Source organism: Gottfriedia acidiceleris, assembly GCF_023115465.1.
Lineage (GTDB): Bacteria > Bacillota > Bacilli > Bacillales > Bacillaceae_G > Gottfriedia > Gottfriedia acidiceleris_B.
In genome coordinates this window covers 416,861-442,326 of sequence record NZ_CP096034.1, presented here as the reverse complement: position 1 = coordinate 442,326, position 25,466 = coordinate 416,861, and the positions used below count along the sequence as shown (strand labels likewise).

The window sequence follows — 25,466 nt, the reverse complement described above, 5'->3', positions numbered from 1 at the left end:
CTGAAAATCAAATTTTTAGAACCTTGTCTAAACACTGAAGAGACCAAAAAAACTTTTTTGGTCTCTTTTATATTAAATTTGTCATAATTTATCTATAAAAAATTTTCTGAAAAGTGTAAAATATTATTGAAAGTTTCTTTTCAGAACGGAGATTGAAGCATGAAAAATACAGAGTACTACAACAAAAGGAGTCGTCGAATTTATATTTTTTTTATGGCTTCACTCACTTCCTTATTACTAGTAGGAATTATACTCTCTCCTTTAACTTTTAAGGATCATCCAATTGAACTTATAACTCAAATTATTTTAATGTTCATTGTTATTTTTGCTTTATTCAATTTTATAAAAAAAGATAACACATTTTCAAAAGTATTATTTACGACCATTTCTTCACTATATGTGTATATTAAATTTTGGACATACCCAGACACATCAACAATGTATAGTTTTGTAGCAATCATTCCAATCTTTACGATTTTTTTATATAATCGCATAGCATTTTATATCGGTTGGGCATTAAATATACTAATTGGACCTACTTTTGTATTACTAATCTCATTCACCAATCTAAAAGTAAAATATTCTTATATAGCATTAGACCCTGTCGGCAATATATTAGAATTCCTTTCGATTCAATTAATACTCTTATTTGTATTTTTACAAACAGAGACGAAGGTCATAGCTCTAGAAGCCAATCACAAGGAAATACAACAGGCGAAACAATTAAATTCAATTGGTCAACTAGCTGCAACAATCGCACATGAAATTCGTAATCCAATTACTGTCGTAAAAGGTTTTGCACAACTCTTTCAACAAACAAAAACAATGAACCAAGACGAACAATACTATGTCGATACAATGCTAAAAGAATTAGAATACGCTCAAATTATTATTAATGATTATTTATCACTAGCAAAGCCTCAAACTGAAACGCTACAAGTCGTTGAAGTGAATAAAGAAATATTGAATGTAACTGATTTGCTTGCATCGATGGCAAATAGCCAAAGTATTGGTTTCCAATTAAACTTAAATCAAATACTTTACACAAAAATAAATCCGATTGAATTTAAACAAGTTCTCGTTAACTTAATGAAAAACGCAATCGAATCAATGCACGATGCCGGTTTTATAATAATCAATCTATTACAAGAAAATGAATATGCACTTATTGAAATCATAGACACTGGAATGGGTATGTCACAAGAAACAATTGAAAAGCTCGGCACTCCCTTCTACTCATTAAAAGAAAGAGGCACAGGGATTGGATTAACCGTCTGCTTTAATATAATCGAAAAATTTAAAGGTAAAATTAAAGTAAGTAGTAAAGAAAACGAAGGATCCATATTCAGGATTTATTTACCGATTTGGCAATGTGAAATTGAGTGAAGGAAAAACCACAAACATATATATGCGCTAATTTTTGTAATTTAGTTACTCAGCACAGGAAATTCCTTGTCAGAACAAAAAAACTCACCAAAAAAGTGAGTTTTTTTGTTCTAAACATATTAAAAATCTTTTGCAGTTTCCTTAGCTTTTTGAATTGCTTGTTCTTTAATTTCCTGTGCTCGGTCTGGGAATTGATTTTGACCTTCTACAAAAATTCCATTAAAGTCTTGAACACCTAAGAAGCCCATTATCACTCCAATATAGCGATGTCCCATTTCAAGGCCTGCAGCTGGACCTTCTGAATAAACCCCACCACGTGCTTGGATATGCAATGCTTTTTTACCACCTAATAATCCTTGAGGACCATTAGAAGTATATTTGAAAGTTTTACCAGCAACGCAAATTGCATCAATATAGTTTTTCATAATTGGGGGGAATAAAAAGTTCCATAAAGGTGTTACAAATACATATTTATCTGCTTCAGCAAATTGAGTTACAATCTCATTTAATCTTCCTACTTTTGATTGCTCATCTGAAGAAAGTGTATCAAAAGATCCTCCAGATTGAAGTTTCCCCCAACCTGCAAACACTTCAGCATCAATATGAGGAATCGTTTCTTTATAAAGGTCAATATGTACTACTTGATCATTAGGATGTGTGGCTTTATAACTCTCGATAAAAGCATCACCAACCGCCATACTGTATGAAGTAGACTTATCGTGAGGATGTGCTGTGATATACAATAGTGTTGTCAAACGAATTTCCACCTTTCATTCTTTACCTTTTAAAAAGCACGATATTATCATCTGTCATTTCCAACTAAACTATACAACTATTTATAAAAAAAACCTTTACTCCAATGGTAAAGGTTTTTGTGTATAGACAAAGTCTAAAAATTAATTTAAGATCTTTTATTTCGCTTTAAAAATCCCAAAAGGTTTCCCTACAGGTAAGAATTCTCTTCCAAAGTGACTATTCAATACAGCTGCAGCCGACCCATAAAATGACATAATAGCTATTCCTAATTCACTATATGCTGCAAAAGTATGTGTAGCTTCTTCCATAAATCCTAATGTGCTTAATGATAATCCAATAAATAAACAATCAATTAATACAAAAATAATAAATAATACCTTATGCGTTTCCATTGCACCAATTGTCATAAAAATTGAAAAGATTAAATATCCTACAAATGCAAAACCAAGTTGTTTAACATCAGCAGCTTTCATTAAAGCTTCTCCAAAAACACCTAATTGGATTAACCAAGTAGTCCCAACAGCTAACCAAAAGAAGGCATATGCTCCAAATGCTGTTGCTCCAAATACATTATTATGTTTAAAATCCTGGATACTAGCAAATAATTGTGCAATAGCACCTAAAAAAATTGCCCACGGTAATACTAATGAAACACCATCAGTAATTCCTAATTTTTGTGTTGAGGCAACAAGCGTTACCATCGCTAAACCGAATAAACCAATTGCAGATGGATCTGCAGTAGTTATTTTAATTTGTTGTACTTCTTTCATTGATGTAAATCCTCCTAAAATTTTAAACAGACTAAACTATACTACTATAAAATTTTAAGGATTAATATAGCTTTTTTTCGATTTTAAATAAGAAAGCACTTTCTTTTAAAAAGAAAGCGCTTTTTACCAAAAATTACTTTTTATGTCGTTTTGCATAACCGCATCTTTTGCATAATTCTTCCACCGCACACCGTCTTGAGAAACCATCATAAATTGCTCTTGCACGTTCAGAATTTAAAATATCTTCTAATGATGTCTCATAAATATTCCCTAACGGAATCTTCCCTTCGCTATCTAAACAACATGGTACTACTGTTCCATCAACTAATACACCGATCTGATCCCTTAACCCATAGCAGAATACATTTTCATCGATGATATCATTCCCCATGTCTGGCCATTGGAACTTTTCTGCCATATTTAAATAAATTTTATCGCGCAGTTTAATATTATGTGTTTCCTGAAGTCTTTCACTTAAAGAAAAATCTAAGTTTAGTTTTTCCTCAAGTAAATTTAATATATCAATATTCAGTGAGTTACTTGCTCTTAACTCTTCACTATCCATATTCCAAAGCCTAATTGCACAAATCATATCACTTTTTTCATTCGCTTCATTAATGAAGTTCGTAATATTTTCAACGTAATCGTGCAAATCCTTTGTTAAATCATTTGCCTCAAAACTATGAAGTGAAAAATTGATTTGTCTTAAACCTTTGGATTCAATTAATAAATCCTTTACTTTATTAATTAACGTACCATTCGTTGTTATGTTAACCTTCAAACCATTTTCATGACTAATATCCAAAAATCTACCGAGCTTTGTATTTAAAAATGGCTCACCCATCAAATGAAAATAAATATGATCCGTATAAGGTTTAACCGAATTTACAACATGAGTAAATGCTTTCTCGTCCAAAAACTTCAACGGTCTCTCCAACGTTGGGCTCGGACAAAAATTACACTTCAAATTACATATATTTGTAATCTCTATATAAACTTTCTTAAATTTTCTCATTCTACTCTCCTACTTTTCATTATCTATATCCATATTTTTCGCTCTAAAAAAACTATAATCCTATCATACAATAATTTTTAAGATATTAATATTTCAACACTCTGTTCAATTTTTACCAACCGAACAGAATTGTAATCATTCTAAAACTTCATGAATTTGTTTAAATTTTATAATTACAACCACAGTTTCATTATAATTATTTTATTATAATAAGATTAGGCAATTGAATAGCATAGGGGAATTGGTTTTATCTTCTTTTCTACGCATTCTTGTAGAAAGGAGGTGCTGCCAATGCAAACACTTGAAATACTTACTCTACTCTTCATCGCAATGACCTTTGTCGTTGCATTGATCCAATTAGTAGTTAGTATGATTAACGCAACAAAAAAGAAATAGCCCCTATGCTTTCGCTCGGCATGGGCTACTTCTTTGATTTACTTAGATAAAACCATCTCGGCTTATTTAGTTGCCTAGAACGAGTGTTAGCGCACTCGTTCTTTTTTTATATATGTTTATTATATCATACGATTCTTTAGTTATACTTTAATCGCATGAATTTTTTGTTAAATCTAAGAAAATTCTTATATCTATCGCTTTGTCGTTGCATTGATTCAATTAGTAGTTAGTACGATCAACGCAACAAAAAAAAATAGACCCTATGCTTTGACCTGGCATGGGCTACTTCTTATGATATAACTAGATAAAACCATCTCGGCTTATTTAATTGCTTAGAACCAGTGATATCCCTCTCAATCTTAATTTTCATAATTTGTAATCGAAATTTATAAAGTATATGTTATTTTTGTGAATTGATAATATTTTACAATCCCAAGCAGTTTTATCAGCATTCAATCGACAATTTTCCATATTTCCCGAGAAATTTCCTACCCAAGTTTTGACAAAATCAAAGTTTTTTTAAATAAAATTTGTTGACAGTTGTTTGTCATCTGTAATATTATTTGTTCATCGCAAAGCAAACTAGTTTGATTTTATAAAAACTGCAGTATTGAACATATTTGAAAATTTAATTTTAAAAGCATTGATGAGAAATAGTAAAAATATTAAGTTCTTAAACAGAGAGTTCCCGGTTGGTGCGAGGGGCGTAAGACAATATTTTGAACACATCTCTGAGCTGAGCACCGAACCCTTTTTGGTAGTAGACTGTTTCCGGATTCCCTGCACCCGTTATCGTGCTAGAGTATAGCTTAATTGCTGCACTTGAAGAGGTTGGTATCGTGAGGTATCAATAAATAGAGGTGGAACCACGTGAGTAATACTCCCGTCCTCTAGCTATTTCATATAGCTAGAGGACGGGAGTTTTTTGTTTTTCAAGAATATTTTAAGGGAGAGAGTAAAATGAATAAAAAATTAATGTCAGCAATGATCATTTGTATGATTTCAATATTAGTTGTAACTGGTTGTGGAAAAGAAAAACGAAATGCAAACGAAGTAGTCGTTGGATTAGATGATACTTTCGTTCCAATGGGTTTTAAAGATGATAAAGGTAAGGTTGTAGGTTTTGATATCGATTTAGCAAAAGAAGTATTTAAACGTGAAAATATGAAGGTAACTTTCCAACCAATTGATTGGTCAATGAAAGAGACTGAATTAAAATCAGGAAATATTGATGCAATTTGGAACGGCTATTCAATTACAGATGAGCGTAAGAAAAAAGTAAATTTCACAAATGCATATTTAAAAAATAGACAAGTTATTATCACCCTAGCAAATTCAAAAATTAAAACAAAATCAGATTTAAAAGGTAAAAATGTTGGGATTCAAGAAGGATCAAGTTCTTTAGATGCAGTTAATAAAGATAAAAACTTAGTACAATCCTTTAACGGGAGTAAACCTGTATTATATGAAAATAACAACCAAGCTCTAATGGACTTAGAATCAAAACGTGTAGATGTGGTTGTAGCGGATGAAACATTAGCTAGATATTACATGAACAAAAGAGGCCAAAACAAATACAAAATTTTAGAAGAAAACTTTGGTGAAGAAGAATATGGGATTGGCGTTAGAAAAGATGATGCTGATTTACTTAAAAAAATTAACAAAGAAATTAGTGCTATGAAAAAAGATGGTACTTACGACAAAATTTATAAAAAATGGTTCGGTACATTGAAATAAAAAGGAGCTTACAATCATGGAACAAATTACATCTTTATTACCTTCCATGCTTGATGGATTAAAAGTAACGCTAGAGGTTTTCCTAATTACTCTAGCGTTAGCAATTCCACTTGGAATCATCATTGCACTAGGAAGACTTTCGAATATTACAGCTATCAAATCAATTATTAGTTCTTATATTTTATTAATGCGTGGTACACCTCTACTTTTACAATTAATCTTTATCTTTTTTGGTTTACCATTAGTCGGAATTGTCTTTGACCGTTTTACAACCGTTATTATTGCATTTGCACTTAATTATGCAGCTTATTTTGGAGAAATATTCAGAGCTGGTATCCAATCAGTGGATAAAGGTCAATATGAAGCAGCAGAGGTTTTAGGATTGAGTCGCAGTCAAACTTTTAAAAGAATTATTCTGCCTCAAATGACTAAAAAAGTATTACCTCCTGTTTCAAACGAAGTAATTACTCTAGTAAAAGATTCAGCTCTTGTATATGTTGTTGGACTTGATGATATGCTTCGAGTAGCTAAAATCGCATCAAATACAAGCGCATCACTAATACCCCTGGTTTTCGTTGGTATTATTTATCTATTACTAACAGCAATCTTAACGAATTTATTTAAACGATTAGAAAATCGATATTCATATTATAAATAAGGAGAGACTAAAAATGTTAAAAGTAAACAACTTAACAAAACAATTTAATAAACAAACTGTATTAAATGAAGTCTCTTTTGAAGTTAATAAAGGAGAAATCGTTACTCTACTAGGACAATCAGGAGCAGGTAAAACGACTATACTTCGTTGTATTAATGGCTTAGAAAGCTTCGATGGTGGATCAATTGAAATAGATGGCCAAATGATAAAATCTAAAAAAGATCTTTTAAATGTAAGAAAAAACGTTGGCCTCGTTTTTCAAAACTATAATTTATTCCCACATAAAACAGTAATTGAAAATATCATTGAAGCCCCTACTCTTGTATTAGGTATGAATAAAGAAGAAGCTACAAAAAGAGCAATGGATTTATTAAAACAAGTTGGTCTAAGTGATAAAGCAAATTCATTACCAAACGAGTTATCCGGTGGCCAGCAGCAACGTGTAGCTATCGCTAGAGCGTGTGCACTACAGCCAAAAATTCTTTGCTTTGATGAACCTACTTCAGCACTGGATCCTGAACTATCGAACGGAATTGCTGAGATTATGAAAAAATTAGCAAATGATGGAATGAGCATTCTTGTCATTACTCACGACATGGAATTCGCAAATAATGTTTCAACTCGGACGCTACTTGTAAAAGAAGGAAAAGTTTTAGAAAGTGCATGAATATAGCGGAAACTAGGTTATATTTTAAAATATTTGCTTAGATTCCCCTCTTTTTTCTATCTATCTAAATAATTCGAACATAATTCCAGGTGAATATAGCATGTTAATTGCAGATTCACCTTTTTTATTTGCAGTTTCATCAGTTTATTTGCAGTTATATAAAATTTATTTGCACCCCGTCGCTTTAATGGACTTCCATAAAATTTATTTGTAGTTCTCCCCTACCTCTTCCTTTATTCTAAAAAAGGCGCCTCAATAAATAGGCGCCTCTCCACTCATTATTCAATGAAAAAATTTACTAATAAAAGATAATCCCATAATAAAAGCTACAATAAAACACAAAAGAACAAGCCGCTTTTCATGTTTATTAGAAGAGTGCATTTCATCTCCCCCACTTTACTTTTTGCCTTGAACATACTCAGCATCAAATAAAAATAGTTTAAATAAGAACAATAGCGATGGGACTAAAAGTAGTAACCCTAAGACAAATACAGTTACTAGCATCGTACCGGATGTTTGATTGGTATAGCCATTGTATATCGTAATATATGGATCTAATATATATGGCAAGTGCGCTGCTCCATAGCCGAAAAATGCAAAGAAGAATTGAAGCATTACAAATAGAAAGGCTGTTCCGTAATTTCGTTTTAGTAAAATTAATGAAGATGCTATTAGAAAACAAACTAATGATAATAAAAACATCCACCAATAATGATTAACGATATTTTCATAAAATCTAACATTATTATCTCTTAATCCTACAAATATAAGAAAGCTTGATAGGATTGTTGGAACGGTCCAGAATAAAGCATATTGTCTTAATATTGCTAACGCACTTTCATCTTTCGCTTTACTTGCGTAATAGGTTAAAAATGTTGCGCTAATATATAAGACTGAAATAATTGCAATGATTACAACACTCCAAGAGTAGATACTTGTTAAAAGGTTTTTAGCTAAAAATTGGACGACTCCATTTTTTTTAACTATATAGCCTCCTCCGGAAATGGTCAGAACCGTACAAAGTGAAGCTGGAATCAATAGGCCAGTCGCTCCATATAGGAATAAATAAACTTTGTTTTCCTTTGATCCATAATTAGAAAAGGCATAAAACGATCCTCTAATTGCTAATAGGACTAGCGAAATACTTCCTGGGATTAAAAGCGCCGTTCCATAGTAATATGCAACACTTGGAAAGAAACCTATAATGCCAACAAAGAAAAATACAAAAAATACATTCGTTATCTCCCAAACAGGTGATAAATATCTACTAATCAAATTATTTATTAAGTGATCCTTTTTTGTTACTTTTCCATAATAAGCAAAGAATCCAGCACCGAAGTCAATAGATGCAATAATGATATATCCATATAGAAATATCCATAAAACGATTATTCCTAATAACTCAATATTCAATGTTCACCCTCCTATTCATTGGCTTTGTCTCAAATTCCAGTAATACTCCTTCAAGCTACGATTCGTAACTTACCGAGAGTTTTTTAATTGAAATCTAACAGAGCCTATTTTTTAAAACGATATTGAAGTTCATCTTCGGGTGGATTATGAATGAACATTTTTCGAATAACGATTGTACAAAAGACTCCTAAAAATACATACAATACAAAAAATAACCAAAACATACCGCCTAGTCCTTTGGCAGTTGTGGCTCCCTCTGAAACCTTCATGTATCCTCTTAATATCCATGGTTGGCGGCCAATTTCGGCAATCATCCATCCAAGTTCGATATTGATCATCGCTAATGGGCCAGTCAGCGCTAGTCCACGTAAAAGCCACTTATTATGCATCCAATTTTTCTTCTTAATAGAAAACACAACAAATATGAAGGTCATCGATATAATTAAGCCGACAAATGTCATCTTAATATCGAATAAATAATGTATGCCCAAAGGTGGCGTCTCATCTTTTGGAAATTCATTTAATCCAGTTACTGGGGCATTAAAATCTGAGAAAGATAAAAAGCTTAGCAGTTTAGGAATTCGAATTTCGTATTTTACTTCATGTGTTTTATCATCTAGTGTTCCGAATAAGACAAAATCTGCCCCTCTTTCTGTCTCAAAATGCCATTCAATTGCTGCTAGTTTTTCTGGTTGATATTTAGCAAGGAATTTCGCTGAAACATCTCCTGTGACACCTGTTAAAACGGCAAAAATTAATCCTAGTGTTGCTGCTAATCGAAGGCCTTTTCGTGTGTATTCTGAATTCTTTCCTCTTAATAATTGAATAGCGGCGATCGATGTTAATATAAGAGCGGATGCAACATATGCAGTAACAATTACATGTAAAGTTTTAGAAGGAGCAGCTGGATTAAACATTGCAGCGATTGGATCGACCGTTTTAATTACTCCATTTTTCAGAGTAAAACCTTGTGGAGTATTCATAAACGCATTTACTGTGGTGATAAAAAATGCCGACAAAGTGGAACCTAATATAACAGGTAAAATGATCAACCAATGATAAATAGGTTTTTTAAATCGGTCCCAAGTATATAAATAGATCCCTAGGAATATCGCTTCAAAAAAGAAAGCGAATGTTTCCATAAACAATGGGAAACTAATTGATTGACCCGCGATTCTCATAAAGCTCGGCCATAATAAAGATAGTTGTAGACCAATACAAGTACCAGTCACTACTCCAACCGCAACAGTAATTGTGTAACCCCTGGCCCACCTTCTTGCCATTAACGTATAATGTGGATCCTTTTTTAAGATCCCTAACCCTTCTGCAATTGCGATCATTAAGGGTAATCCTACACCAATTGTTGCAAAAATAATGTGAAATACTAGTGTCATACTTGTTAGTAATCTACTGAGTGTGACATTATCCAACTCCATCTGAAATCGCCCCCTATAATGTAATATCTTATTGTCCAATTAAATTAATTATTCTAATCAAATGACCGATAATGTTACGATTTTATGAACACAATCAGCCAAATTGCATTTTAATTTGTATCTATAAAAGTATGTTCCTATAACAATAAAGGTATACGGTATTTCTAAAGGGAAAACAAATAACCACAAGGAATTCCTTGTGGTTTTAGTTCATATAAATAGTGAATTTCAAATTAATTTACTAAACTGACTATACGTTTCTTTCTCCAATAAAATTTATAATATAAAAAGTTTAATCCAAGTCCAACTAAAAAAGTTGCCGGATATCTGAACCAAATACCTTTCATTCCGAGACTTGTATAATGAGATAAAAGATAGGCTACAGGAACTTCAATATACCATATTACGAATAGTCTAATGAGCGTTTGCCAAAGTACTGCTCCACTAGCACGCATTGTGGACGATAAAATAAATGAATGTCCGAGTACTAAATATCCCCATAACGTAATCACCAATAAACTATTCGCTATTTGTACAGTAAGATCGTTAGAAATAAATTTAAAAGGCTTCGAAAAAAAACAATTGAGTAATACTACAATTCCACCGAGCACATAGTTAAGTAATAGCCCTATTTTAAAAACTTGGTTTAATCGATCAACCTCATTTGCTCCTGAAGATTAATCTCAGATGTAATCAAGTCTGATCACCCTTGCTATTGTATGTGTTATATCCTCTTTCACCATAAGGTTGAAGTTTTTCTAACCATTTTTCCTCGAGTCTTTTTAGATCTCCCTTGATACCTAATGGACTAATGTCCTCTTCCTTTAAAAATTCTAATTCCTCAAATACAAATGACTCTTTTCCATATTCATTCCATTCTTGTTGAAGAGTTTTATTTGTACAAGACCCTGCCTCTAATTCAAATTTCTTTCCATTAATTGTTTTTAAATTTTTAGTACTTACTATGAATATTTTCTGGTTTTTTATGTTTTTAATTTGATAGATACCTGCTTGAACTTTCGTTTCTTTATATTGCATTTTTAATTCTTTTTTTCTACTCATTTTTAACAACCTTTCTCTTCTAAGCTTTTAACCAATAACTACTGCCATCTGACTTTCGATCAATAAAGCCATATTCAATTAAGTATCTTCTTAACACGACATAATCAGGATAAATAGCTGTCAGTACTTCATTTATCTCTTTTTCTGTATATTTCTTATTTGGTGAAAATTTTTTAACGATTTCTCTTAGAACAACAAGCTTTTGTTTTTCCTTTAATGGAAATTTTTTTAGTGGTCCATCTATGCCTTCTGGAAAGTATTTTTTTAAGGTTTTTTCCATTTCACCTTCTGTAATGTTATAGCGCTCATCGACCATTTTTGCTGTTTTATGAAGCGGTAAAAAACTTGGGGCATGCTGATCCTTTTCTTTCAAAAGCTCCATCATGACAAGAAATAATTTTGCTTGTCTTTCTTTTTCCTTTAACACAAAGCGATGATTCCTGATCGTAGAAGCGCTACCGATACCAGTTTCTTTTTGAATATCCGTATCACTCTTCCCATGATAGAAAAGACGTAAAAGATGATTTTGATGTTCTGTTAATCCTGTTAGTTTTTTATCCAATTGGATTAAATAATCGAAAACAGAGTCATGACTTTGTTCTATATGAACTTTCATGTATTTTTCGGCTTCATATAAAATTCCTGAATCTTGATAAATAATTCCTTTTTCAATTTTTTTACTACAGAGTAAACATAAATAATGATTTTCCTCTTCGATATATCCTTGTTTTAACTCTTCTAGATCTGCATTCCAAAAAACATCTAAGTTTTCCACTTAACAAACACAACCCTTTTTTGTTTACTATTAACCAAACAAACTTTTAAAATGTTTATTTATTTACAAACATAATATGTTATCGTTTGAAAAATGTCAATTTTACTTTTTAAATACTAGGTTTTTTAATACTTTCTTATTTATAAAAAGTATGCCTCAAAAGACCTTTTAAACTGTTAGAACTATTTATTACACAAAAAAAGTACCTCAAAAGTACTTTTTTCCTAATGAGATGCCATTACATTTATTAAAAATTATTAAATGGTACTTTCTATACTTTCCAACCTAATTTTCTTATTCCAAAGGGACTAATTTCAAATCTTCAATTGACAATTTCTTACAGTACTTTACAATTAAATTGTAAGGTAAATTTAATATTCGACATATTTTAATGTATTTAAAAAACCTGTTCTCAATAGGGAAAATCTTTACATATTATTTTCCTTAGAGACTAATATATTTAAAGAAAAACACGTAGAAATAATTATGACAAAAGATATAATTTTAGTCATTCTATACTGTCTTTGAATAAACGAAAATTAATGATTTCTTTACAAGATAGGAGGAAGTTATGTCAATTTACAATGAAAAACTTATTGAACTTTTATCAATCGAACAAAACTTCGATAAATCCTTTTTGCATATAAAACTATTATTTAATCAAGAAATAGAACTTCATTGGGAAATTGACAACGAAACGGCCAATCTTATGAAATCAAAAATTATTTTTGATGAAAACTATAAGTTTAGCCTTTCTTTATGTAGTACTTGGGATGAGGGTAAAAATCAGTTTACTAGTTTTGTAACTAAATCAAACGATAATGAGAGTGAAAAAATCTACTTTACTTGTTCAGAGGAGTTTCATCTTCAACTTCACTCCATAAAAAATATGAAGGATCTTAGGATTTTAATTGATCTACCTTATTTATCAATTAGTCGGTCCAGTTCAAAAAAAGAAAAGAGTAATTCGAAACGATATAAACTTTATGGTTGGCTTACTGTTGCTGCTATTAGTATTCTATCGATTAGTTTAATAGCTTATAAAAGTCAAACTTGTAAATCAGAATCTTTATTTTGCGGAAAAAAACCAGCAAAAGCTGAAAGTGTTTCAAAGGCACAAAATATAAAATCTCCAGAGAAACCAATTAAAACAAATCAGGATAAACAAGATCCCAAAAAAACTGATATTAAAAACGTAGCTCAACCGAATGCGCATACAAATGAGCCGGATGTTAGATATGCAATAAAGCAAGAACCAATCAATAAACCTGTCCAATCAATTTATCCGACTGTAAAATTAAACAATGTAGTTAACTATAGTATCCCACAAGGTAGCGTAGCCCTTACTTTTGATGATGGTCCCTCGAAATATTCAAAGGAAATTGTAAATGTTTTAAAAAAATACAAAGTAGGCGGTACTTTTTTCTACATCGGAGATAACGTTCAAAGATATCCTGATAGTGTACAATACGCATATTCTAACGGTTACTCAGTTGGAAGCCACTCCATGCACCACAATGACTTCTTAAAACTATCTTATAAAAATCAAGAAGATGATATGGTTAGAACAAGTAACTTAATAACAACTATTACTAAACAAGACACAATTCTCTTCAGACCACCATACGGTGCAAAAAACCAAGCAACTATTGAATTAATGCAAAAACATCAATTTAAAATGGTTTTATGGGATAAAGATACTGAAGATTGGAAGAACCGCAATACAAATACAATTATAAATTATGTTAAAAGCCACACCGAATCTGGAAGTATCATTCTACTTCACGAAACTAAACCTTCTTTAGATGCGTTACCACAAATTATTGAATATCTTCAATCAAGAAATTTAAAAATTGTTAGTTTAAATTAAAAAAAGTAGTCGCTATTAACTTAGCGACTACTTTTTTATTCAAACGTTTGTTTAAACTTTAAAATCCTTAATATGTGAAAAAATAGAAACCTATATTAGTAAGTTTAGTACAGTATTCAGTCCCTTATTCCTAATATCTATAATCTCAATATGTAAATAGCTATCATAGAAAAAACACTTCTAAAAGTAATGCTTCCGTGTGTAGAAAACATATTTTTACGATCAGCAGTTTCAAAAAAACGACTATAAAAGAGCAAGATTTTAAGATTCTTGCTTTTTTTGTTTTGGTTCTTTTTATACTTTAAAGCGTTAGTTGATTGGAGCAGAAGTATTCCTTGGCTCTTTTTTTAAATTAATTGTTTATAGTTTGTTTACGAATAAGTATGCCATCTGTATACTACTAATTCAGGCCAAATTTCCATTAAACAGATAGGCTGATTTTTAGTAAAAATTTCCTTGAATATTTTTTACTTTTTATAAAACTTTTTCGAATAGGTATACGTCTTTTATAATGTGTACCTTCTTAGATACGTATCTCAAAAAAGGAGCTCTTTAAATGAAGGGGAAATCTAACTTAGAAAAGGAACTTGTAGATTTTATTATAAATAATAAAGATGATTTTTATCGATTAGCTTATAGCTACGTTAAAAATTCAGAAGATGCGGTGGATATATTACAAGATTCTATTCATAAAGCCATTTCCTCAAAAGATAAATTAAAAAATGAACAATCTTTAAAAAGTTGGTTTTATAGAATTGTAGTAAATACATCGTTAGATTTTTTAAGAAAACAAAAAAAAGTAACTGTAATGGATGAAGAAACGATTGAGTTATATTCTTCAGGACAGGATGATAATTATACGGATATTGATTTAGAAAGATCATTAGAATCTTTACCAACTAAATATCGGGCTGTAATTGTCCTCAGGTATTTCGAAGACTTAAAGATTGAAGAAGTTGCTGAAATTTTACAGGAGAGTCCAAATACTATAAAAACTCGTTTATATAAAGCTTTAGAAATACTCCGGATTAAAATGAAATGAATTTATTTTTGGGAGGCCAATTAGTTGGATAAAAAATTAGAAAAATTAAGATCGGACTATAAAAATGTCCCTATCCCTGATAATTTGGACATTATTGTTAAAAAAGCAATTAAACGTTCTATACAAAAAAGATTCCCTCTAAAGTCAATAACAGTTTTTTGTACTGCTGCACTTTTTGTTTTATCAATCAATACTAGTTCGACTTTTGCAAAGACATTATCAAATGTTCCAATACTTGGAAATGTTGTTAAAGTACTAACTTTTACTGAATATACTGTAGATGAGCCAACCTATAAGGCAGATTTAAAAGTCCCAGCAGTTAAAAATTTAAAAAATAAAGATTTAGAGCAAAGCTTAAACAAAAAATACTTAGAAGAAAATAAGAAGCTATATGATCAATTTATGAAAGAAACGGAATCTGTGAAAGATTCTGGTGCACACTTAGGTATTGATAGTGGTTATGAAGTTAAAACAGATAATGAGGACATATTGTCGATTGAAAGATATGTTGTTAATACTGCTGCTTCCTCCTCAACAACTATGAAATTTGACACAATTGACAAGAAAAAAGAAATTTTATTGTCATTACCTATTCTTTTTAAAGATAAATCATATGTAAAAATAATTAGCGAAAACATTAAAGAACAAATGATAGAGCAGATGAAAAAAGATGAAAGTAAGATATACTGGATACCAGAGGCAAATCTTGACTATTCAATTGATCCTTTCGTAACCATTAAAGACAATCAAAATTTTTATATAAATAAAGATCATAAGCTTGTTATTTCATTTGATAAATATGAAGTTGCCCCTGGTTATATGGGTGTTGTTGAATTCACGATTCCAACTGACGTTCTTTCAAAAGTTTTAGTTGGACATCATTATATTAGATAAACTTTAAACAAACGAATAAAGGAGCCATTCTTATTTGATTAGGTTTGGCTCTCTTTTAAGATAATAAATACATTAAACAAAAAGCCAGATATATAAAGAAGGCTGACATAAATAGTAAAATTAGGGGAAGGGGAAATTATTAATGAACTTCGCGGTTCAGGCGGTTAAGAAATTAAATTTTATAAGAGCTCAACATTTGTTCGAAAAAGAAATTGTTTACGAGGTGTTTAAACAAAGGGGTTCTGCTTATGTCTAATACTAATAAACAGTTTCGTTATATGGCTGGATTAGACGGGCTTAGAGCATTAGCAGTTTTATCGGTCATTGCATATCACTTAAATTTTTCTTGGGCTTCTGGAGGGTTTCTAGGAGTAACAGTATTCTTTGTACTTTCAGGTTATTTGATTACTGATTTATTAATTGCCGAGTGGAGTACAAATCAAAGGATCGACTTAAAAAGTTTTTGGTACCGCCGCGCAAAAAGACTTTTACCTGGAATGTTCACCTTACTATTAATCGTCATTGCATTTGTTTCATTATTCAAATCATCAATGATCGGAAACTTAAAACAAGATTCAATAGCTGCAATTTTTTATTACAGTAATTGGTGGTATATTTTCCATCATCTTTCTTATTTTGAGTCTTTTGCTAATCCTTCAATATTAAATCATTTTTGGTCATTAGCAGTTGAAGAGCAATTTTATATTATTTGGCCAATCCTTACTTTATTAGGTTTAAAATATATTAAAAATAAAGATCGCCTATTTTTGTATACATTAGTTGGTGCAATCGTTTCTGCATTACTGATGGCAATATTATTCCATCCGGGTAGTGATCCTAGTAGGGTCTATTACGGTACTGATACGAGAGCTTTTTCATTATTAATAGGGGCTTCTTTAGCATTAGTATGGCCTAGCCGAAAACTTACAAATAACGTTACAACCTCTGGAAAGATACTAATTGATCTAGTTGGGATTACAGGTTTACTTATTTTTCTACTTATGGTCGGTAAAACAAATCAATATGATAGTTTCCTTTATCGCGGAGGAATGTTCCTATTGTCTATTTCCGCTGCAATGCTAATCGCAGGACTCGCTCACCCTACAAGTAAGATTGGTAGATTCCTAGCAATGAGACCATTGAAATGGATCGGATTACGTTCATATGGAATCTATTTATGGCAGTATCCTGTCATTATTTTATTTTCCCCTAAGGTTAACACTGGCGATATTTCACTTTTTAGAGCAATTTGTCAAATTACTTTAATATTTGTTCTTGCAGCACTATCCTACCACTATATTGAAGACCCAATTAGAAAAGGTAAACTAGGTATACTTTGGAAGAACTTCCTTGCAGGAAATATTAATTTAAAAGAATTCTTTTATAAACATATTGTGATCATTAGCACGTTTATTTTACTATCTGGTATTGCAAGCTTTGGGCTATCTGCGCTCCCTGATGCAAAAGGTGTAAAAGCAAGTTCAGAAATTGAATCGGTTCAATCCGTATCAAAGCAATCTTCTGAAACTGTTGTTGAAAATAATACTAAAGAACCTCCTTCAACAGCTATAGTTGATCACGATAAACAGGTGTCTAAGCCAATTCAGCAAAATGATGACAAAAAAACAGTAAATAATGTAGATAATGCAGTAAATAAAGATGAAAAGCCAGTTACTGACAATACAAATAAGCAAAATAATAATAGTCAAACAACTGCAGATTCTAAACCAGGTGTAAATAACAACCAAACTCCAAATACTACTACTAATACAAATAAACCTGCTGAAACGAATAAGCCGGTTGTTTCAAACAATAGTGTATTTATCATAGGAGATTCTGTCGTTATTAATTCAATTCCTCAACTCAAAAAAACATATTCATCTCTTTCGGTAAATGCTAAAATTGGAAGACAATTTACTGAAGCATCTGCAATTATTCAACAAGCAAAAAATACAAATTCGCTTGGTAATATTGTTGTCATAGAACTCGGTACAAACGGTCCGTTTACAGTAAAACAAATGTCTTCTCTCATAGAGTTGATTGGAAAAGATCGAAAAATTTTATTTGTTAACACGCGTGTACCAAGACCTTGGGAATCGATTGTTAATAAAACTTTAAGAGAAGTTTCAAGTAAATATTCAAATACTAGCGTTGTAGACTGGCATAGTGCTAGCGCGAATCATAATTCATATTTTTCTCCAGATGGTGTTCATTTAAAACCAGATGGTGCAAAAGTATTTGCGTCATTACTAATAAATGCAATTGAATCTTGGAAGTAACACGGATTGATTTAGTTAAATGACGAATGGCCACAAGGTAAATTTCCCTTGTGGTTTTTTGTTTTTTATTGGATTCCTCAAAATATACTCTTAAAACGAAGAAAAACCACAAGGTAGCTTCCTTGTGGCTATCTATCGAAATCACTTAATCTTGCGCTCTAGTTAAATTTCTTTTTCAATTCTTCTAATGTTAACTTACCTGTTTTTTCAACTGGTTTAATTGATGTAAGGAAAAATGGATTTGTTGTCATAAAGTTCTTTTCAACATAATTGAAGTCCTGGATATCAACTACTCCGTCTTTATTTAGATCCTCCTTCAACATATCGCCAGTTTCTAGAGCTTTATTTGCAATAAGCTTTGCATCATAAATGTCGATTACATTATCTCCATTAATGTCTCCTGCAGCTGCAGTTTCAGTATAAGCGATATAGTCTATACCTTGGACTTTTCCATCTATTAATTTACCTAATTTAATTTTTTTACTATATTGATAGTGCCCTGGAATATTGACTACGAGTGTATAATCATCCTCAGTTGCCGGAATATCAAAAATCGTCATATAGCCATTTTCTGAAATATCCGCTTTATATTGTTTTCCGTTTTTATCTACAACATATGCTTTTACACCTAACTTCGAATAATCTAAATCGTAGTTATAAAAGTTAACTGCCTCACCGTGGAAATACCCTTCTAAAACTGAATGGTGGGCGATGAATTTAAAGCGATTAGCATATGTCGGTAACGTAACCTTATTATCTTCATTTGTTTGATATGTTGACTCTTGATAATAAAAGCCACTCTCCCTCATATAGTTAAGGTCGTTCACAACCTTTAAATTAATATCTAATAAATCAATATTTCCATTTATTTTTACTGGTAAGTTTGTCTTTTTATCCTTAATGTCGACTGAAAATGTTGTAATATTTGACCAGGTATCCTCTGTTACTTGCGGTTTTCCAATGCGAATACTCCAATTATTTTTATTCATTAACTCATCTAATTGCTTCGATTGCTTTACACTCATAACTTTGTAATAGTTTGGAATATTTATTGTCGCGTTAGCACTAGTTAAATCTTTCGCATTGTGAATTGTAAATGTACTTGTAAACTCTGAACCTAGCGTAACTTCTTTAGTCCCTGTATTAATTGTTGAATATCGATCACCTTTTTTAATAATCGTAAAATCTGGGAAAACCGGATTTCCTGCTGTTGCATAATCATAAGTATAAATTGCTACGTTCGTAGGGTAATTTGCATACTCTTCTGGTAATACACCAAATTTGAAGTCACCATTTTTAGTTGGGAAAAATTGTGCTGTCGGCCATGAAGAATCCTGGTAGGCAAAAACTGTGTTTGCTTCCTGAGTTAAATTATGTCCCCTACTCTTTAAATAATCAATCGTATCGTCATATACATTCCCGTGTACCCAATAAGCTTTGTAGTCTTTTCCATCCATTGGGTTTGTTTCGGTTGTTAAATCTGCATCGGAAATTTCTTTAATGCCTGTCTTTTTATCAAAAACTACTTTTGGAGGTGTATTATCAATTACCATATCATTGTCTACTTTATAGGTTTTTCCATCTGCATCTGTACCAATATAAGAAACAATATATTTGCCCTCATCCAATGATTCATATTCTAGAGATAATGGCTTATTTGGGTCACCTGTAAAAAATTTCACATCACCTGAAAAGCCATACATGATTAAGTAGTCTGTATCAACATTAGCACCATCTAAATTGAAAGTACCATACAGGCCAATTGGTTTTCCAGATAGATCACTAACAACAACATCGATTTTTTTCATATCACTGTTTAATCTTATTGTAACTGGTGTAAAAGGTAGTATATAAGGATGGAAATTACTTAAGTCACTTGTAATTGCATTCTTAAAGAAATCAACCTTTGCAAAGCCACTTGTCGTATATCTCACGTGGAATGGTATTTGGTACTCCTGAGTTTTTGATTCATTTTCTACATAAATATAGCCTTCATATATGCCAAACTCAGCAGATTTTGGTATTGTTACTTTGGCGTCTATATTGACACTTTCATTTCCATTAACAGTTAATTTAGAAGGCAATTCGAGTTTTACTCCATTTTTACTAGCATCCTTTGAAACATCATCGATCGTTAAAAATTCTACTCTTGTATGATATGTTTCATTATTTTTGCTTAAATTTTTAATACTAATTGATGTTGTTCGATTTTGTTCTTCGCTCGTTTGTGTAATACTTCCGAAAGGTAATGAACCTGATATATCATCGATTTGTTTTTTAAATCCATTTTCATCCAGTGTGTATGTTTTATTTTGTACTTCTACTAAAGTAGTGTTATGAACTGCCTCATAAGCATCTACTCGCCCAGCTCCAACTTCGTTTACATTATATGTTCTTCCTTTTAATGGGTCCGCTGTATTCATAAGTGCAGCTTTTACATCGGCAACAGTATATTCTGGATGGGATTGTAGTAATAATGCAGCAACCCCCGCAACATGCGGTGTAGCCATTGAAGTTCCATCCATGCTCGCATAACTAGTTGAATAATCTGTTTCTTTCCCAGGATTATTAATATATTCTGGTACAGTTGAAAAAATAGAAACCCCTGGTGCCACAACATCTGGTTTAATATCAAAATTATTGCTTACAGGTCCTCTAGAACTAAAATCTGCTAATACGTCACCAGATGTCATATTTGATTGTAAATCCGTCATTTTTAATTTAACATTTGGATTCTTATTGAGTTCACTAACAATACTGTTCCCTTCCTCTTGACTCATTTTAAAGGTTGGTACATATCCAAAGTTTTCTCCTAAGAAGAAAGGAATCTCTTCTTCTATATTGTTATAAATTAACACTGCTACTGCTCCTTTTTCATGAGCACGACGGATTTTTTCATCAAAAGATAAAGTACCACGTGATATTAGCGCCACTTTGCCACTTACGTCTTTATTTGTATAATCCTCTTCGGCACCTATTCCTACATCTACTACATTTAATTCTTTATCAAGAATACTTAAATAATCTTTACCTAAACCGTGAGCCATTAACTCATTTTTAACTGAAACATTCCCAATACTCGTCTGTACAGTTGGAATATCTGTAGGAACATCGCTTGCTCCAACAGTAATAGCTAAAGGTGATGAACCAGGAGAACCTAATGACCCTGGTGTAGGACCTGCGTTACCTCCTGCTACTACGGGAACTACTCCTTGCAAGGCTGCATTATTAATCGCTACTGCTGTAGCATCTAAAGAATAATTATTACTGTTTCCTAAAGAAAGATTAATCACATCCATGCCATCTTCTACGGCCTTTTCTATACCAGCAATAATCCATGAATCATATCCTGAACCATAATGCCCTAAAACCCGATATGCATATAAATCAACATTTGGTGCAACGCCAGTCATCGCATAATCAACGTTATTTCGTGGGTTTGATGCAATCGTACCTGCAACATGCGTTCCATGCTCAGTAACAAATGGACGACCATCAATTTCTGCCGGCTCACCAGAAGTAGCAAGATCTCCAGGTGTAGACTCCATTGGATCCGAGTCATTATCTACAAAGTCATAACCACCTTTATAAACATCCTTTAAATCCGGATGATTGTAATCAATACCCGTATCAAGAACTCCTACTTTAATCCCCTGACCTTTTATATCCTCGTTATGCAAACGATCTACACCCAAAAGGGGTAAAGCTGGTGGAACACTTTTATTTTTTGTAGAAGCGTTAACAGAGAGCTCATTGATCGGTACACTAACTTTGTTATCCTTCCATACTCGTTTCACAACACCTGTTTGAAGAAGTAAATTAATTTGATCTGTCGGAATGGTCATTGCCAGTCCATTAAATACATTTTCAAATGATTGTTTAATTTGAAATTGGTTTGTTTTCTCCTTAGCTTGCTGAGTTGCTTCCACTTTTTCGTTTTTCTTACTCCATAATTCTGTTAATCGTTTTTTAAAGAACTCTTGCTCACCTTTAATTTTTTCTTTCTTACCTTTAGAAATCTCTTTTACTTTCCCATTTTGATCATTTTCAATTGGTGAAGTTTTTAGTTCAACAATAATATTTGCAGTTTTATCCTTTAAAGATAATAAACTAGGATCGATCACAAAGCCTTCTTGAGGAGTTAAACGCTTAATCGATTGTCTTTGCTCATCTGTCAGCCCCTTTAAGATTGATTCTACAGAGTTAGATGTTGCATAAGATTTCTTTTGAGGCATTAAATAAGATGTAAAAAAGCTTGTAGTTAATACACTTGTTACCATCACATTTAGCATTTTCTTATTTCTAAGCTTCATTTCGATGCGCTCCTTCTACTAGATTAAGTCAAATTAAGTAAAAAATAGTTACTGAATGAAAAAATGATTAAATCAACTAAATCTAATTCATTCCTCCAATTAAAAAAATGATGTAAAATTAGAATTAGAATAATTAGACAAATCTAATAATTTAATTGTAATTTAGCGATTTTTCGTGGTAAATGGGGGTTATTTCAGTCCAAATTTTCATTTATAATCCATATTTCGGCATTAATCATCATAATTAAATTTTCTTTTTAGAATTAAAGTCACATATTTTACTAAATTTATTGATTTATTGATTATGTTTGGAAAGAAAGTCTTTAAAATTCAATAGAAATTTTTATTATTAACTTGGGGGAATCGGTGGTTTTCTACTGCTCAAACTATTAATAAAAAGGTTTACAAAGGGAGAAATTTGTTATGTATGAGGGGAAAATCATAAAATATTATCGAGAAAAATCTCAGATGACACAAGAACAATTAGGGAAAGGAATTTGTTCTAGTACGCATATTAGTAAAATAGAAAGATCTCAAACAGAATATGCAACTGAAATTATAGCTCTACTATCAGTACGACTTGGAATAAAAATCGAAAATGAGATTTTAAAATTAAAAAATATTAAGATGCGTATAAATAGTTGGCAGCAGTCTATTGCAATGCAGCTATTTGACGAAATAGAAGAAATTAACTTAGAACTTGAGCGAGAAGAGTTAATTCAAATTTCAAATTATGTAAATCAATATAAATTACTTCGCATCAGATATTTATTAATGAGTAATTTAATGAATGAAGCAAAAGAGCTCATTAATGAAATAAAAAAAATAAAACACAAATTGTCACCTTATGAAATAAATCTTTTTAGACATGTGCTAGGTATTTATCACCTAACGAATCATGAACCTTTACTTGCCATTCAAGTTTTAAAGAAAATTAATATTGAAGAATATGCAAATGAGGAATATTATTATCATTTAGCTTCTGCTTACCATTCTAACGATTTACCTGTTTTGGCTTACTTTTATGCTGACAAAGCCCGTCAGTATTTCAAAAGTATTAATTCCTATCTTCGTGTAATCGACTCCGAAATGCTTATGCTAATACAAGTTAAAGATAATGAAGAATTTTCAGAGACGATTAAGAGATTTGAAAACTTAATCCAAAGCTGTGAAATTTGTAGATCATCAGACCGAAAAGCAAGGGTATATCATAATTTAGCTTTTGAATATTACCGAAGAAAAAATTATGAGTTAGCTAAAAAATACTATTTTGAGTCTATGAAATTGAAGGATTCCAATTCTATCCCCTATTTACTTTCCCTAGAAGGATATATACGCAGTTCCTATTATGGAGAACTATTACCTAAAGGTGAATTATTACAATATGTAGGTAAAGGGTTTGCTCTCGCTTCACAAAAAAATGACAAACTTTTTATCAATTTATTCATCTTATTGGACTTTTTAATCTTAGAAAAAGAACAAGAATATCACCAATATTTGGCGGATCATTCATTACCATTATTTAAAAAACTAGGATTCGCTTATTTAATCAATCAATCTGAAAAAGAATTGTTTAACTATTATTTTAAACGCAAACAAACCCGTAAAGCACTAGGTATGGCAAATACTTTAATCAATCTATAATCCAGGCTACTCAACTCGAAAGAAATTCGTTTGGAAAATCTATTTCTTGTTGTCTACATAAAAATGCATGTCTCATATTAATGGGACATGCATTTTCAGAGTGTTGAAATATAAAGACGTCAAAAGGGAAAACGGACTTTAAATGAACATTTCATAATGATGAATTTAGCATTTTTTAAATGATTTTTTAATGATTTTAAATGTAAATGTGTTTGAGCGATTTTATTTATTATATTACTAGTAATGATTTTTTTAGAAGTTAAAAATATGATGGGCTATTTTTAGGAAAACAAATTCGATTGTAATGGAAATCAACATCACTCTACTCCTTTTACGAAAATTTGATAATTAATTGACAAGGTTGTTTTTCAACAACGTAAAAATGCATGTCTCATATTAATGGGACATGCATTTTGGTTATTATTATTTTTTAGCTGGCATCGCTTCTTCAAGTGCAAGATGATTCGTATATAAATAAGTAGCGTATTCTTTTCCAACGTATCGAATATGCCATGGTTCATAGTGATATTTTGTTATATCTACTTTATCTTCTGGGTAACGAATAATAAAGCCGTATTCATGTGCATGCTCTGCTAGCCATTTTCCTTCAGGCGTTTTGGCAAAACCTACTTCTAAAGCATTACCAAATGCCGGCGATGAAACATCCATCGTTAGTCCAGTTTGGTGTTCACTCGTTCCTGGATATGCACTGTATGCCTTAGTCCATGCCTCACCGTGTACCGATATATAATTATTGTATAAAGCAACTTGTCGATCATAAGAACGGTATCCAGAAATTGCTGCTAATGTATAACCATCCGCAGCTGCACCAGCAAATAACTTCTCTAATGCATGTCCAGCTTCACTTCTCATTCTAGTTTTTTCTTTTACTGCCCCATTTAATGGTATTGATGGATAGATAAGATCGTTAGGTTCATAACCATCTGGTAACTTTCGGTCTTTATTAACTAAGACTAAATTTGAATCAACGTTTAACACTTCTAATAATCCAGATTCATCTTCTTTTGTAGTTTTATAATAATCTGGAAAATTTAGTACATTATCATTTTTTACAATGTCATTTTTTACCTTAGCATTCTTTTTAATAACAATAGTTTTAGGTTCTTTATTTTGTTCATAAAGAGTTCCAGCAACTCCAGCTACTAAAACTAAGGAAATTGCGATCCCTATAATTGGTTTTTTTCTACGATTTTTCATAACTCTGGACAATTGTTTTCTCCTCCTATAATTTCTATACTTTTTATCGTTTCTTAATTGTTTGTTGTCGTAAGTATTTGATAGCTGTTTAATAAAGTTATTTTTATACTAGTATCGTCACGAATTCTTTTAATC

The 25,466-nt window shown here is 31.5% G+C and carries 19 protein-coding genes and 1 other annotated feature; of the genes, 9 read left to right on the top strand and 10 right to left on the bottom strand.

From position 1 onward, the window contains the following. Nucleotides 1-159 precede the first annotated feature (159 nt). The gene (locus MY490_RS02115) at nucleotides 160-1,386 is read left to right on the top strand and encodes a sensor histidine kinase (RefSeq protein ID WP_248267777.1); all 1,227 of its coding nucleotides are present in this window, start codon (nucleotides 160-162) and stop codon (nucleotides 1,384-1,386) included. Nucleotides 1,387-1,505: 119 nt separating this feature from the next. On the opposite strand, the gene MY490_RS02110 is transcribed toward MY490_RS02115, so the two are convergent. The 3 genes from MY490_RS02110 to MY490_RS02100 all read right to left on the bottom strand — a co-directional run bounded on the left by MY490_RS02110 (nucleotide 1,506) and on the right by MY490_RS02100 (nucleotide 3,927). Beyond that, entirely contained in the window at nucleotides 1,506-2,141 is a 636-nt protein-coding gene (locus MY490_RS02110) for an FMN-dependent NADH-azoreductase (protein WP_248267776.1), read from the bottom strand. Nucleotides 2,142-2,297: 156 nt separating this feature from the next. Beyond that, a complete protein-coding gene (locus tag MY490_RS02105; RefSeq protein WP_248267775.1) occupies nucleotides 2,298-2,912 on the bottom strand; it encodes an acetate uptake transporter in 615 nt (204 codons plus the stop codon). A gap of 133 nt (nucleotides 2,913-3,045) precedes the next feature. Beyond that, nucleotides 3,046-3,927, bottom strand: coding sequence for a radical SAM/SPASM domain-containing protein (locus tag MY490_RS02100; protein WP_091022907.1), 882 nt, complete (start codon nucleotides 3,925-3,927; stop codon nucleotides 3,046-3,048). Between the two features lie 1,030 nt (nucleotides 3,928-4,957). Next, nucleotides 4,958-5,217 (top strand) — a binding site (T-box leader). Between the two features lie 66 nt (nucleotides 5,218-5,283). On the opposite strand from MY490_RS02100, the gene MY490_RS02095 reads away from it, so the two are divergent. From MY490_RS02095 to MY490_RS02085, 3 genes are read left to right on the top strand one after another with little or no spacing between them, the layout of a single operon-like run. Next, nucleotides 5,284-6,060, top strand: a complete 777-nt coding sequence (locus MY490_RS02095; protein WP_248267774.1) for an amino acid ABC transporter substrate-binding protein — start codon at nucleotides 5,284-5,286, stop codon at nucleotides 6,058-6,060. Between the two features lie 16 nt (nucleotides 6,061-6,076). Then, on the top strand, nucleotides 6,077-6,718 hold the full coding sequence (locus MY490_RS02090; RefSeq protein WP_248267773.1) for an amino acid ABC transporter permease: 642 nt from the start codon (nucleotides 6,077-6,079) through the stop codon (nucleotides 6,716-6,718). A 13-nt stretch (nucleotides 6,719-6,731) separates the two neighbouring features. Further along, nucleotides 6,732-7,385 (top strand): amino acid ABC transporter ATP-binding protein, encoded by a 654-nt coding sequence (locus MY490_RS02085; RefSeq protein ID WP_248267772.1) that lies wholly within the window; start codon nucleotides 6,732-6,734, stop codon nucleotides 7,383-7,385. Nucleotides 7,386-7,781: 396 nt separating this feature from the next. On the opposite strand, the gene MY490_RS02080 is transcribed toward MY490_RS02085, so the two are convergent. From MY490_RS02080 to MY490_RS02060, 5 genes are all read right to left on the bottom strand, one after another. After that, nucleotides 7,782-8,798 (bottom strand): cytochrome d ubiquinol oxidase subunit II, encoded by a 1,017-nt coding sequence (locus MY490_RS02080; RefSeq protein WP_248267771.1) that lies wholly within the window; start codon nucleotides 8,796-8,798, stop codon nucleotides 7,782-7,784. 104 nt (nucleotides 8,799-8,902) lie between these two features. After that, the gene (locus MY490_RS02075; protein ID WP_248267770.1) at nucleotides 8,903-10,234 is read right to left on the bottom strand and encodes a cytochrome ubiquinol oxidase subunit I; all 1,332 of its coding nucleotides are present in this window, start codon (nucleotides 10,232-10,234) and stop codon (nucleotides 8,903-8,905) included. Nucleotides 10,235-10,467: 233 nt separating this feature from the next. Further along, nucleotides 10,468-10,866, bottom strand: a complete 399-nt coding sequence (locus tag MY490_RS02070) for an MATE family efflux transporter (protein ID WP_348983790.1) — start codon at nucleotides 10,864-10,866, stop codon at nucleotides 10,468-10,470. A gap of 61 nt (nucleotides 10,867-10,927) precedes the next feature. After that, nucleotides 10,928-11,296 carry a GIY-YIG nuclease family protein gene (locus tag MY490_RS02065; protein WP_248267768.1) on the bottom strand — a complete coding sequence of 123 codons (369 nt, stop codon included), beginning with the start codon at nucleotides 11,294-11,296 and terminating at the stop codon, nucleotides 10,928-10,930. Nucleotides 11,297-11,315: 19 nt separating this feature from the next. Then, nucleotides 11,316-12,071, bottom strand: coding sequence for a DUF2087 domain-containing protein (locus tag MY490_RS02060; protein WP_248267767.1), 756 nt, complete (start codon nucleotides 12,069-12,071; stop codon nucleotides 11,316-11,318). Nucleotides 12,072-12,642: 571 nt separating this feature from the next. Between MY490_RS02060 and MY490_RS02055 the strand changes: the two genes are divergently transcribed. The 4 genes from MY490_RS02055 (at nucleotide 12,643) to MY490_RS02040 (ending at nucleotide 18,156) form a co-directional block, all read left to right on the top strand. Next, nucleotides 12,643-13,941, top strand: coding sequence for a polysaccharide deacetylase family protein (locus tag MY490_RS02055; protein ID WP_248267766.1), 1,299 nt, complete (start codon nucleotides 12,643-12,645; stop codon nucleotides 13,939-13,941). Nucleotides 13,942-14,497: 556 nt separating this feature from the next. After that, the gene (locus MY490_RS02050) at nucleotides 14,498-14,983 is read left to right on the top strand and encodes an RNA polymerase sigma factor SigV (protein WP_029715399.1); all 486 of its coding nucleotides are present in this window, start codon (nucleotides 14,498-14,500) and stop codon (nucleotides 14,981-14,983) included. Nucleotides 14,984-15,007: 24 nt separating this feature from the next. After that, nucleotides 15,008-15,877 carry an anti-sigma-V factor RsiV gene (locus MY490_RS02045; protein ID WP_248267765.1) on the top strand — a complete coding sequence of 290 codons (870 nt, stop codon included), beginning with the start codon at nucleotides 15,008-15,010 and terminating at the stop codon, nucleotides 15,875-15,877. A gap of 248 nt (nucleotides 15,878-16,125) precedes the next feature. Further along, complete coding sequence (locus MY490_RS02040; RefSeq protein WP_248267764.1) at nucleotides 16,126-18,156, top strand: acyltransferase family protein; 2,031 nt, start codon at nucleotides 16,126-16,128, stop codon at nucleotides 18,154-18,156. Between the two features lie 158 nt (nucleotides 18,157-18,314). Here MY490_RS02040 and MY490_RS22040 read toward each other — a convergent pair whose 3' ends face one another. Next, the gene (locus tag MY490_RS22040) at nucleotides 18,315-22,469 is read right to left on the bottom strand and encodes a S8 family serine peptidase (RefSeq protein WP_282439833.1); all 4,155 of its coding nucleotides are present in this window, start codon (nucleotides 22,467-22,469) and stop codon (nucleotides 18,315-18,317) included. Between the two features lie 423 nt (nucleotides 22,470-22,892). Between MY490_RS22040 and MY490_RS02025 the strand changes: the two genes are divergently transcribed. After that, the gene (locus tag MY490_RS02025) at nucleotides 22,893-24,113 is read left to right on the top strand and encodes a helix-turn-helix domain-containing protein (protein WP_248267763.1); all 1,221 of its coding nucleotides are present in this window, start codon (nucleotides 22,893-22,895) and stop codon (nucleotides 24,111-24,113) included. A gap of 423 nt (nucleotides 24,114-24,536) precedes the next feature. Here the strand turns inward: MY490_RS02025 and MY490_RS02020 are convergent, their stop codons facing one another. Continuing rightward, nucleotides 24,537-25,343 (bottom strand): M15 family metallopeptidase, encoded by an 807-nt coding sequence (locus tag MY490_RS02020; RefSeq protein ID WP_248267762.1) that lies wholly within the window; start codon nucleotides 25,341-25,343, stop codon nucleotides 24,537-24,539. Nucleotides 25,344-25,466 lie beyond the last annotated feature (123 nt).

Excerpts from the sequence above, each read along its gene's own strand:
- MY490_RS22040 (WP_282439833.1), bottom strand. The coding sequence starts at position 22,469 with ATGAAGCTTAGAAATAAGAAAATGCTAAATGTGATGGTAACAAGTGTA.
- MY490_RS02090 (WP_248267773.1), top strand. The coding sequence starts at position 6,077 with ATGGAACAAATTACATCTTTATTACCTTCCATGCTTGATGGATTAAAA.
- MY490_RS02085 (WP_248267772.1), top strand. The coding sequence starts at position 6,732 with ATGTTAAAAGTAAACAACTTAACAAAACAATTTAATAAACAAACTGTA.
- MY490_RS02040 (WP_248267764.1), top strand. The coding sequence starts at position 16,126 with ATGTCTAATACTAATAAACAGTTTCGTTATATGGCTGGATTAGACGGG.
- MY490_RS02050 (WP_029715399.1), top strand. The coding sequence starts at position 14,498 with ATGAAGGGGAAATCTAACTTAGAAAAGGAACTTGTAGATTTTATTATA.
- MY490_RS02065 (WP_248267768.1), bottom strand. The coding sequence starts at position 11,296 with ATGAGTAGAAAAAAAGAATTAAAAATGCAATATAAAGAAACGAAAGTT.
- MY490_RS02075 (WP_248267770.1), bottom strand. The coding sequence starts at position 10,234 with ATGGAGTTGGATAATGTCACACTCAGTAGATTACTAACAAGTATGACA.
- MY490_RS02055 (WP_248267766.1), top strand. The coding sequence starts at position 12,643 with ATGTCAATTTACAATGAAAAACTTATTGAACTTTTATCAATCGAACAA.
- MY490_RS02100 (WP_091022907.1), bottom strand. The coding sequence starts at position 3,927 with ATGAGAAAATTTAAGAAAGTTTATATAGAGATTACAAATATATGTAAT.
- MY490_RS02115 (WP_248267777.1), top strand. The coding sequence starts at position 160 with ATGAAAAATACAGAGTACTACAACAAAAGGAGTCGTCGAATTTATATT.
- MY490_RS02095 (WP_248267774.1), top strand. The coding sequence starts at position 5,284 with ATGAATAAAAAATTAATGTCAGCAATGATCATTTGTATGATTTCAATA.
- MY490_RS02105 (WP_248267775.1), bottom strand. The coding sequence starts at position 2,912 with ATGAAAGAAGTACAACAAATTAAAATAACTACTGCAGATCCATCTGCA.
- MY490_RS02025 (WP_248267763.1), top strand. The coding sequence starts at position 22,893 with ATGTATGAGGGGAAAATCATAAAATATTATCGAGAAAAATCTCAGATG.